Below are 10,788 nucleotides of genomic sequence, written 5' to 3'. Positions count from 1 at the left end.
CGGTTCTACCAGGTCGGCGGGCATCAGGGTGCGGGCGAAGATGGCGATGCCGAGGCCGGCGCGTACGGCGGCCAGTACGCCGTTGACGCCGCGGACTATGCACGTGATTCGGCAGGAGCGGCCGGCCTGCTCCAGGGTCTGTACGCCGAGGGAGCGGCTGAGGCTGGGAGCCTGGTAGGCGACCAGTGGGACCGGGCCGTCCGGAGCGATCCGCGTACCGGCGATGCCTGCCCAGACGAGTGGGTCGCGGCGGACCAGGCGGCCGTTGGGCTCGTAGCCGGTGCCGACGGAGTGTTTGACGTAGGCGAGGTCCAGGTGGCCGGACTCGACTCGGCGGAGCAGGTTGGGGCTCTGGGCGACGGTGAGCTCCAGGTCGATGCGCGGGTAGAGCTGGCGGAAGTCGCGGAGGATCCGGGGCAGTGGCGTGAGGGCGAGATCGTCGGTGACGCCGAACCTCAACCGGCCGCGCAGCTCCGAGCCGGTGAAGTAGCCGGCCGCCTCCTCGTGCGCGGCCAGGATGGTCCGGGCGAAACCGGCCATGGCGTCGCCGTCGGCGGTCAGGGTGACTGTGCGGGTGTCGCGCAGGAACAGCGGTCTCCCCACCGCGGCCTCGAGTTTGCGGACGTGCTGGCTGACCGTCGGCTGCCGGATCCCCAGTCGCTCGGCCGCCTGGGTGAAGCTCAGCGACTGGGCGACAGCGAGGAACGTCCGCAGCTGGTCCGGGTCGTACATCGATGGACCTCCTATCACGGGACGCAATAAGAGTAATAGGAGTAATTCGCTGTCGGAATTCAGGAGTGATCGACCAGGATGGACATGTCCTCCCCTGACCACCCACTCGTGTAGGGAATCCTTTTGACCACCCGGGCCAGCGGTACTGTCCGTCCCGACCCCGCCATCGACACCCACAGCCACAGTCACACCCACCGAGCCACCACCAGCGAGCCCTTCCGCCGCCCGGGGTTCCGCGAAACCTTCAGCGCCCTGCAGGTGCGCAACTTCCGCCTCCTGGTCAGCGGTCTGCTGGTCAGTTCGACCGGCGGCTGGATCCAGCGCATCGCCCAGGACTGGCTGGTGCTGACGATCACCGGCAGCGCCACCGCGGTCGGTATCACCACCGCCCTGCAGTTCCTCCCCACCCTCCTGCTCGGTCTGTACGGCGGCGTCATCGCGGACCGGTTCCCGAAGCGGAAGATCCTGCTGGTTACCCAGACCACGATGGGCGCGGCGGCCGGCGTGCTCGCCGTACTCGCGTTCACCGGCCAGGTGCAGGTCTGGCAGGTCTACACGATGGCCCTGTTCCTCGGCCTGGCCACCGCGGTCGACAACCCGACCCGGCAGTCGTTCGTCACCGAGCTCGTCGGCCGCGACCGGGTCCGGAACGCGATCAGCATGGTCTCGTCGACGTTCCAGCTCGGCAGCATGATCGGTCCGGCGCTGGGCGGCGTACTGCTCGGCACGCTCGGCACCGGCTGGGCGTTCGCGATCAACGCGTGCACGTTCTTCGCCTCGATCACGGCGCTCACCATGATGCGCGAGAGCGAGATGCCCGCGCGCAAAGCGGCCAGACAGACCGGGCTGCGGATCCGTGACGGACTGCGCGACGGCCTGCGGTACGCGTTCCACGAGCCCGCCGTCCGCTGGGCGATCGCGCTCGTCGGCATCTACGGCATGTTCGCGATCAGCCTGCCGGTAACCCTGACCGCATTCGCGGACCGCGTCTTCCACACCGGCGCCACCGGGTACGGCGTACTGAACTCGGTGGTCGCAGTTGGGGCCTTGGTCGGCGCGTTGCTGTCGGCGCGCAGGGTCCGGCCGACCCGGCTACGCAACCTGGTCGGGATCGCAACTCTGCTGACGATCACCCAAGTGCTGGCAGCGGTCCAGCCGTCACTGTGGACCTTCATCCCGGTGCTGGCCGCAATGGGGATGGCCACGCTGATGTTCCTGACTGCCTGCCAGTCGATGGTGCAGCTGACCACGCCGGACGGTCTGCGCGGCCGGGTCTCCGGTATCTACAACCTGGTGTTCATCGGCGGCGGCGCGATCGGCGGTCCGCTGGTCGGACTGATCGCGCAGAACTTCGGCGCCCGGATCAGCCTCGCGCTGGCCGGCCTGGTGCCGGCGATCGCCACCATCCTCATCGGTCTCCGGCTCCGCCGCGACGGCCGCTTCCGGGTCGTCCTGGTGCGCACCCGCTCCCCCTGGCACCAGGTCCCGATCCGCCTCGCCCTCGAGCAGAACACCATCCAACTGTCCGCCCCGACTCGCGTCGAGCATCCACCAACCAGCACTGCACACGTCAGGTGGTCAGGTGACACCCACCGCTGCGCGGCCGACGGACGGCCACGCCGCAATCGCAGCCGGCTGCGGCGATAACGCCGTACCGCTGACACGAGACGGTCCCCCGAAGGCAGCCTTCGGGGGACCGAATCTTCTTACGGAACGTTGATCACGCCGACCGGCGGGACCTTGACCGTGCGGGCGCCCTTGACGCCGCCCAGGATCACTTTGCGCAGAGCGACGTTGTTCTTGGTGTTGCCCTCGAACAGCTTGCCCTCCGGGTTCGCCTTCACCTCGACGAAGTACTCGCCGTTCGGCAGGTTGGTGATGTCGAACGACTGCCCCGGCCGGAACTGCTCGTAGGTGTCACCGGATCCGACGTCCAGGACCTCACGCACCGACAGCGACGTGTGATCGCCACAGGCGGTGTGCAGGTCGGTGTTCATCGGGTGCCAGTTGGCGTTCTTCACCGTGTAGTCGATCGAGTCGGTCGCGGCCAGGCAGAAGGCTTCCTTCTGGCTGCGGACGACCTCGGACTGCTTGCCGTTCAGCAGGCTGTAGCGGGCGAAGTCGGTGAAGTGCCAGTGGGTGTGGCCTTCGCGCGGGTCCCACTCCATCGTGCCGGTGTTCTGGTACCCGATCTCCTTCCCCTTGTCGTCGTAGAAGTACTGGTACGCGTCCATCAGGTCCTTGCCCTTCTGGCGGAATCCGTCCAGCACCAGCGGTGACGGTCCTGCGTTCCACACCGTCGCCGAGAAGGCCAGGAAGTCCTTGCCCGCATCCGGCGTGCCTGCCTCACCCGGTGCGACCTGAATCCCCCAGGCCGGCACCGAGACCAGGTCCGGCTTCGGACCCTTCGGCGTACTCGCCTTGCCCTTCGGGCGCGCGGCATGTGCCTTCAGCGCGGTGCCCTTCTTGCCCTCCACCTTCTTGCCCTTGGCGGCGATGCAGCCCTGGACAGGATGCCCAGGGTCGCAGTGGTCCTCGTGCTTGACCGTGACGTTCAAGGTCACCGACGACTGGTTCGCCGGGATCTTGAAGTAGTCGCGGAACTTCTTGTTCACCGAGACCGTGGCCTTGTACTTGCCCTCGGCAATCTTGACCGGCTCCTGACCCCACCAGGCGGTGTTGACCGACCAGCCCTTCTGCACTCCCCAGACCGCACCTTGGGTGAACGGGTTGGCACGACAGTCGTCCGGGTACGGCGAAGTGGCCGGAGCATCGGGCCGGGTCCGCGAACCCTCGCCGTTCAGGCACAACGTCTGGTCCTGGTCGAGAACCTTCTTGCCCGCAGCATCGGTGAACGTGATGTGCAGGAACTTCGACAGACCGCCGAAGTCGGTGACGAGCCCCTTCGGCATCGCCACCGCCTTGCCATTGATGATCCGCTGGGCAACCACCGGCGACTTGTAGTTGGCCCGCGTCGCGCGCACCTCGATCGGTGCGTTCCCGGCCACCAGGTGGGTGCCGAGATTCAGATCGACGCCCTGCTCAGGGTCGCCGGTCAGCGTGATGTCAGTCGCCGGCGCAACCAGAGCCAGCGCGGGCCTGGCGGGCACCGCCTGACCTGCAGCCGATGAACTGGTCGCCGCGATGGCGACCAGACCGGCAGCACTGGCTGCCGCGATCGCCGTTCGCACGGCTTTGTTCGACGTAATGATGATGGAACCCCCTCCACATCGGGCCGGGTCCTCACGAACCGGCCTCTGTGCGTACGACGCGCAACCCCCCACCGAAGGTTGATCACAGTCGCGTGCCATCCGTGTCACAACCGGCACTCACAGTCATCGGACCTGAATACTTGACGATGTAAATTAAGCGACCCTACGCTCGGCCCCGTGAACAGACGCCGTGTCACCACTGTCCTGGCTGCCGTCGCTCTGGTGACGACGACAGCCGTGATGTCCCCAGCCGACGCCGCCAAGCCACTCGCCGTCCAGGACCCTCGCCCGGTTCCGGCGAAGTACCCGCAGCTCGCGGCCAAGCCCTATCTGGGCTGGAGTTCCTGGAGCCTGCAGTCGACCAACTACCCGGGCGTGAACCCGGATGGTCCTGGCAGCTTCATCAGCGAGAAGAACATCCTCGCCCAGGCCAACGCGATGGCGACCAAGCTCAAGCCGTACGGCTACGAGTACATCAACATCGACGCCGGGTGGCAGGACGGCGGTGACGAGTACGGCCGGCCGGTCGCGAACCTCAAGCGGTTCCCGCGCGGCATGAAGGCGGTGGGCGACGATATCCACAAGCTCGGGCTGAAGTTCGGCATCTACACCGTGGTCGGTCTCGGGATGGACGTGTACCGCGAGGGCAACACACCGATCCACGACGCGCCCGGCTGCTTCACCCGCGACATCGTCTACCCGGACCTGCGCAAGACCAACGGCTGGGACGCGGCGTACAAGATCAACTACGAGAGCCCGTGCGCACAGAAGTACGCCGACTCGATCACGAAACTCTTCGCTTCGTGGGGCGTTGATTTCATCAAGATGGACGGCGTCGGCCCGGGCTCCTGGAAGGGTGCGCCGGACGACCCGAACCACAACAACACCGAGGACGTCGAGGCTTGGTGGCGCTCGGTGCAGAACGCCGGCCGTCCGATGCAGTACACGCTGTCGTGGTCGCTCAGTCACCGGTACGCCGAGGTCTGGAAGCAGAACTCGAACGGCTGGCGGATCGACACGGACGTGGAGTGCTACTGCGACACGATCGTCCGCTGGGACGGTTCGGTGAAGCAGCGCTGGTGGGATCTGCCGCAGTGGATCGACGACGCCGGCCCCGGGCACTGGAACAACCTGGACGCGATCAACGTCGGCGTCGGCGAGATGGACGGCCTGAACGAGGCCGAGCGGCAGAGCTACATGTCGTTCTGGGCGATCAACGCGGCACCGCTGTTCGTCGGTGACGACATGACCAAGCTGGACGCGTACGGCCTGAAGCTGCTGACGAACCGCGAGGTCATCGCGATCAACCAGTCCGGCAACCCGGCCCGCCCGCTGAACCAGGACCAGCTGCAGCAGACCTGGTACGCGAAGAACGCCGACGGCAGTGTCACGGTCGGCCTGTTCAACCTGGCCGAGACGCCGGCCACCGTCACCGGTGACTTCGGGCAGCTCGGCATCAACGGCAAGGCGACCGTCCGCGATATCTGGGCCGACCAGAACACTCGCAATGTCGTCGGCTCGGTCAGCGCGAACCTGCCGGCGCACGGTTCGAAGCTGTACAAGATCACCCCGAACGATCGCCCGTCGGTGAGCATCCCGGCCGACCTCACCGCGACCGACGTCAGCCGCACGACCACCTCCCTGACCTGGCGGCCGAGCACCGGCGCGTCGTCGTACAAGGTCTATGCCAACGGCAAGCAGGTGGCGAGCACCTCATCCACGAGCGCTGTGGTGAGCGGGCTGCTGCCGCAGACGCAGTACACGTTCACGGTGAAGGGCGTCGACGGCAGCCGTACGTCGGCAGCAAGCGCACCGATCACGATGTTGACCGCGAAGAACGGCGGGCCGGTGCGGTACGAAGCCGAGGCGGCCACCAGCACCCTCACCGGTAACGCCAGTGCGAACGGCTGCACGCTGTGCTCGGGCGGGAAGAAGATCGGCAACATCGGGTACGACGCCTCGGTCACCCTGAACGGAATCACCGTGCCGACGACCGGGACGTACCTGGTGAAGATCGCCTACACCGACGGCGATACCAGCCGGCAGAGCATGCTCACGGTGAACGAGGGTGACAGCTACTGGGTGAACTACCACGGTCTCGGCGACAACGACTGGGGTACGCCGCAGGTCGTCTACCTGCCGGTGAAGCTCACCGCCGGGTCGAACTCGCTCAAGGTCAGCAACCCGTCCGGCTACATCGCGGACATCGACTGGATCACTGTCTAGCTGTTAGATGATCGACGCGGTGCCGCCGTCCATCGTGATGACGGCACCCGTCACGTAGCTCGCTTTGGGTGAGGCGAGGAAGATCGCGACGTTGGCAACCTCGGCCGGATCGGCCGGCCGGCCCAGCGGGATGTCGGCCACCATCTCGGTCAGCAGCTCGTCGCGCGGCCGGCCAGTCGCGCGGGTCGCGGCGTCCAGGCGGTCGTCGATCCGGCCGGTCAGCGTCAGACCCGGGTTGATCACATTCACCCGGACCCCCTGCCCGGCGTACGCCTTGGCATAGCCGACGGAGGCGAGCATCAGGGCCGCGTTCGCAGCGCCGCCGCCGATGTGCAGCGGGTTCGCCGCCTTACCACCCGAGCCGACCACGTTCACCACGGTGCCGCTGCCGCGCTCGGCCATCCCGCGGATGACTGCCTCGGTGGCGTGCATGTAGGTGAAGTACTTCGACTCCATTGCATCGTGCAACGACTTGCTGCTGAGCTCGTCGACCGGGATCTGGCGGGCGGCTCCCGCGCAGTTGATCAGGATGTCCGGTACGCCGATCTTCGCGAACACCTCGGCGGTCGCGTCCGCGTCGGTCAGGTCGGCGAGCTCCGGAATGAACTCGAGTCCCTTGGCCGCCAGCTGCTCCCGGGCGGCGCCGAGATTGACCGGGTTGCGCGAGATCCCGAAGACCGTCGCGCCCTCCCAGGCCAGAGCTTCGACACAGGCCAGCCCGATTCCCTTGCTGGCTCCCGTGACGACGGCAACTTTCCCGGACAGTTGCAGATCCACTGCATTCCTCCTCGATGCTTCTGGCAACGAATTGAGATTTTCCCTTGGGTGGGCTTGAGCGGCCCAGTACAGTGAGTGACTAGATCGACACTCTTTGTTTCGACGCCAGATGCCGTGAGCACCAGACGCCGGAGGGACCCGTGCCGACCATGTCAACTTCCCATTCGCCACCGGCCTCGAGAACCACTTCCTTGAGGTCGATTCTTCACCATGACCTACCGGCTTCGCTGGTGGTCTTCCTGATCGCCATACCGCTCTCGCTGGGGATCGCCGCAGCATCGGGCGCACCGCTGATCGCCGGCCTCGTCGCCGCGGTCGTCGGCGGTGTGGTCGCCGGTGCCCTCGGTGGTTCACCTCTCCAGGTCAGTGGCCCTGCTGCGGGCCTGACCGTTGTCGTTGCGGGCCTCGTCGGCCAGTTCGGGTGGGCCGCCACGGCCGGCATCACCTGCGCTGCCGGTGTGGTCCAGATCCTGCTCGGAGTCACCCGGATCGGGCGGCTCGCGCTTTCGCTCTCCCCCGCTGTCGTGCACGGCATGCTCGCGGGCATCGGCGTCACCATCGCCGTCCAACAACTCCATGTCGTCCTCGGTGGTCAGGCGCAGAGTTCGCTGATCGCCAACGTGGCTGAGCTTCCCGGCCAGTTGGTCGCACACCATCCACACTCGGTGCTGGTCGGTGTGCTGACCGTCGCGATCCTGCTTGTGTGGCCGCGACTGCCCAAGGTCAACGTGGTGCCGGCGCCGCTGGTCGCGGTGGTCGCCGTGACGGCGCTGGCCGCGCTCTGGATGCCCGATGTAACCCGGGTGAACCTGCCGGACCAACCGTTGCAGGAGCTGATCCTGCCGGCCATCCCGGATGGCACGCCCGGCCAGATCATCGCGGCGGTGCTGACTGTTGCGCTGGTCGCGAGCGTGGAGTCGTTGCTCTCGGCCGTTGCCGTCGACAAGCTGCACAACGGCAAACGCAGCAACCTCGATCGCGAGCTGATCGGGCAAGGTGCCGCCAATGCGGTCTCCGGCGCTCTCGGTGGGATGCCTGTGACCGGTGTGATCGTCCGGAGCTCGACCAACGTCGCGGCCGGCGCCAAGACGCGCGCCTCCGCGATCATGCACGGTCTCTGGATCGCGGCGTTCGTCCTCGCGGCCGGCTCGATGCTCGAGCTGATCCCGATGGCAGCGCTGGCCGGGGTGCTACTGGTGACCGGGCTGCGACTCGTGCAGCTCGCCCACATCCGCACGTTACGCCGCCACGACGAACTCCTCGTGTACGTCGTCACCGGCGCCGGCGTCGCCGTACTCGGACTGGCCGAAGGCGTACTGATCGGCCTGGTGCTCGCGATCGCGCGGGTGCTGTATCGGTTGTCGAGGGCAACGGTCACCGCGACCGAGGAGGACGGGCAGTGGACCGTGCAGATCCGCGGCACCCTCGTGTTCCTCGGCGTCTCGTCGCTGATCCGGACGCTGCGCTCCATCCCGACCGGTGCCCGGGTCCGCGTGGACCTTTCGGTCGATCACCTCGACCACGCGGCGTACGAGGCAATCGAGGACTGGCGCCGCGGCCACCTAGCCCGCGGCGGCTCGGTCGAGCTGAACCGGATGGCGTTCCGGGCCGCGCTCGGCTCCGCCCCCAAGCGCCGGCTGCCCTGGCAACCCCAGGTGATCGCGGAGCCGGACCAGCGCGCCTCGATGCTCGACGGCATCCGCGCGTTCGAGGAGTCGGCCGATCACATCCGGCCGATGCTTGCCAAACTCGCGGCCGAAGGCCAGCGGCCGACGCAGCTGTTCATCACCTGCGCCGATTCGCGGATCGTGCCGAACCTGATCACGTCCACCGGCCCCGGCGACCAGTTCTGCGTGCGCAACATCGGCAACCTCGTCCCGCCGAACGGCTCGGACAGCAACTCCGTCGACGCCGCGATCGAGTTCGCCGTCGAGGTGCTCGGCGTCCGGTCGATCGTGGTCTGCGGGCATTCGCACTGCGGTGCCGCGGCGGCCGCGTTGCAGGCGAAGACCCCGGCTGGCACCGGCCTGCAGAACTGGCTGCGCCATCTCGAGCCATCGGTACGGCGGGCGGTCGCGATGCCCGACATCGTCGATCCGGCCACCGGGGTGAAGCTGTCGCCGGCCGACAAACTCTCGGTCGCGAATGTCGGCGTACAGCTGTCGAACCTGCGCAGCTTCGCGTGTGTCCGGAAGGCCGAGGACGAAGGACGGCTGGAGCTGATCGGGCTCTGGTTCGACATCGGCGCGGCCGCGGCCCGGCTGGTGCTCGATCGTGAGCCCTACCTGGTCCGCGCCGACGAAGAGCTCGCCACCGCGGGCCGCCGTACCGTGCGCTGAGTTTCGATCCCGGCGCCGCCCCCTCGTGCGGTGCCGGGATCGAAAACCATGAGCAGTGGGATCGCCAGAGCGATCGCCACCAGCCCGTCGAACCAGTAGTGGTTGGCCGTCACCACAACCACCGCGAACGTCAGCACCGGATGCGCGATCCACAGCCAGCGCCAGCGGGACGTGGAGATCCGGATCAGCACGACCGCGATGAGGAACGCCCAGCCGACATGCAGACTCGGCATCGCGGCGAACTGATTAGCCAGTCCCGCATCGGCATCCGCGCCGTACATGGACTGCCCTAGTACGACGCCGGTGTCGACCCAGCCCGGCATCATCCGCGGCGGCGCCAGCGGGAACAGCAGATGCCCGATCAGCGCGAGCCCGGTCAACGAAGCCAGCGCCCAGCGAACCTGCCCGTACACCCCCGGCCGCCGGATCATCAGCCAGAGCAGGACCGCCGCCGTCAGCGGGAAATGCACGCCCGCATAAAAGAGGTTGGCCCCCTCGGCCAACCCCGGAACCCGCAGCGCACTCCCCTGCACCGCCGCCTCACTCGGCAACCCGACCGCGCGCTCCCACCCGATCAGATCCACCGCATGCCGGTACGCCGATCCTGCGTGCTCGGCCGACACCAGCCGCCCGAGGTTGTACGCCCCGAACAGCACAGCCAGCAGCCCGGCCTCCCGCACGATCCGCCGCACCCCTCCGCGCCGCGGATCCACCCCGACCCGTTCCAGAGTCAGCTGCGCCACGATGACCCCCAAACCGAACGCTCGTTCTCTGAGATTCCACTCTAAGAACGGTCGTTCGTTTTTGCAGTGAACGGGGTCACACTTCGGCGGTCTGCCCGATCGGTCAGCTCACCTGGGCAGGCGAAGCCACGAACGTGTTGCAGGCACTCACGTCGGCCTTGGTGAAGCCCTTCCGGCTCCACGCCCTCCGGGTCGCTCCCTGCCCGTGGTCGCTGTTCGGGTCGGTGTAGTGCGCGTACGTCTCGCTCCAGACCCGCACCCACTGGGCGCCGATCGGGAACGTCGGGCGGATCGACGCGAGGAACGCGCCGCTGAGACAGTCCGCCTGTAGCTCGATCCGCCGCGTCTCCTGCAGCTGAACGTCGACCCCGTTCAGCTTCAGGTTGCGCTCGTCGTGCGCCTTCGAGATGCCGGTCAGCGCCTGGATGTGATGTGCGTACTCGTGCGCGATGAAGAAGACCATCAGCGCCCGGTTGGCGGCCCGGTTCTCCTTCTCGTAGTCGAGGTCGGGCTTCGCATCCATGTAGATCGTGCCGTCGCAGTAGTAGAGCTCCCCGTCCGGCATGTCACACGCCGAGTCGGGCGACTGCCCCAGCAGGACGACCAGCCGCGGCGGCCTGAACGTGAACCCGGCCTGGCGAACCACCGGCGCCCATGCCTTGTTGAGGCAGGCAACCAGGTGGGTGTAGTAGGCTCGCGCGACCGCCAGCGAGGTCATCCCACCCGCGGGCTCCTTGCACCCGGACGGCGTGAGCTTGC

The 10,788-nt window shown here is 67.4% G+C and carries 8 protein-coding genes; 3 read left to right on the top strand and 5 right to left on the bottom strand.

All coding sequences use genetic code 11. The features are described from left to right. On the bottom strand, window positions 1–732 hold a 732-nt coding region (locus tag E1261_RS38815), incomplete at its 3' end, for a LysR family transcriptional regulator (RefSeq protein WP_132414745.1). A gap of 123 nt (window positions 733–855) precedes the next feature. On the opposite strand from E1261_RS38815, the gene E1261_RS38810 reads away from it, so the two are divergent. Further along, window positions 856–2,379 carry an MFS transporter gene (locus tag E1261_RS38810; protein ID WP_132414744.1) on the top strand — a complete coding sequence of 508 codons (1,524 nt, stop codon included), beginning with the start codon at window positions 856–858 and terminating at the stop codon, window positions 2,377–2,379. Between the two features lie 59 nt (window positions 2,380–2,438). On the opposite strand, the gene E1261_RS38805 is transcribed toward E1261_RS38810, so the two are convergent. Next, window positions 2,439–3,923 carry a lysyl oxidase family protein gene (locus tag E1261_RS38805; RefSeq protein ID WP_238176704.1) on the bottom strand — a complete coding sequence of 495 codons (1,485 nt, stop codon included), beginning with the start codon at window positions 3,921–3,923 and terminating at the stop codon, window positions 2,439–2,441. A 198-nt stretch (window positions 3,924–4,121) separates the two neighbouring features. On the opposite strand from E1261_RS38805, the gene E1261_RS38800 reads away from it, so the two are divergent. Next, a complete protein-coding gene (locus tag E1261_RS38800) occupies window positions 4,122–6,170 on the top strand; it encodes a fibronectin type III domain-containing protein (RefSeq protein WP_238176703.1) in 2,049 nt (682 codons plus the stop codon). Between the two features lie 3 nt (window positions 6,171–6,173). Here the strand turns inward: E1261_RS38800 and E1261_RS38795 are convergent, their stop codons facing one another. Further along, window positions 6,174–6,947, bottom strand: a complete 774-nt coding sequence (locus tag E1261_RS38795) for an SDR family NAD(P)-dependent oxidoreductase (RefSeq protein ID WP_132414742.1) — start codon at window positions 6,945–6,947, stop codon at window positions 6,174–6,176. A gap of 191 nt (window positions 6,948–7,138) precedes the next feature. Here E1261_RS38795 and E1261_RS38790 point away from each other — a divergent pair, with 191 nt between their 5' ends. Continuing rightward, window positions 7,139–9,286, top strand: coding sequence for a bifunctional SulP family inorganic anion transporter/carbonic anhydrase (locus E1261_RS38790; RefSeq protein ID WP_238176702.1), 2,148 nt, complete (start codon window positions 7,139–7,141; stop codon window positions 9,284–9,286). On the opposite strand, the gene E1261_RS38785 is transcribed toward E1261_RS38790, so the two are convergent. Then, a complete protein-coding gene (locus E1261_RS38785; RefSeq protein WP_238176701.1) occupies window positions 9,229–10,029 on the bottom strand; it encodes a phosphatase PAP2 family protein in 801 nt (266 codons plus the stop codon). The genes E1261_RS38790 and E1261_RS38785 overlap by 58 nt on opposite strands. A 103-nt stretch (window positions 10,030–10,132) precedes the next feature. Continuing rightward, window positions 10,133–10,788, bottom strand: a 656-nt coding sequence (locus E1261_RS38780) for a neutral zinc metallopeptidase (RefSeq protein WP_238176700.1), incomplete at its 5' end; no start/stop codon positions are given.

Source organism: Kribbella albertanoniae, assembly GCF_004348455.1.
GTDB classification, from domain to species: Bacteria; Actinomycetota; Actinomycetes; order Propionibacteriales; family Kribbellaceae; genus Kribbella; species Kribbella albertanoniae.
The sequence above is the reverse complement of the archived record's forward strand: the minus strand, read 5'-3'. Positions and strand labels throughout refer to the sequence as shown.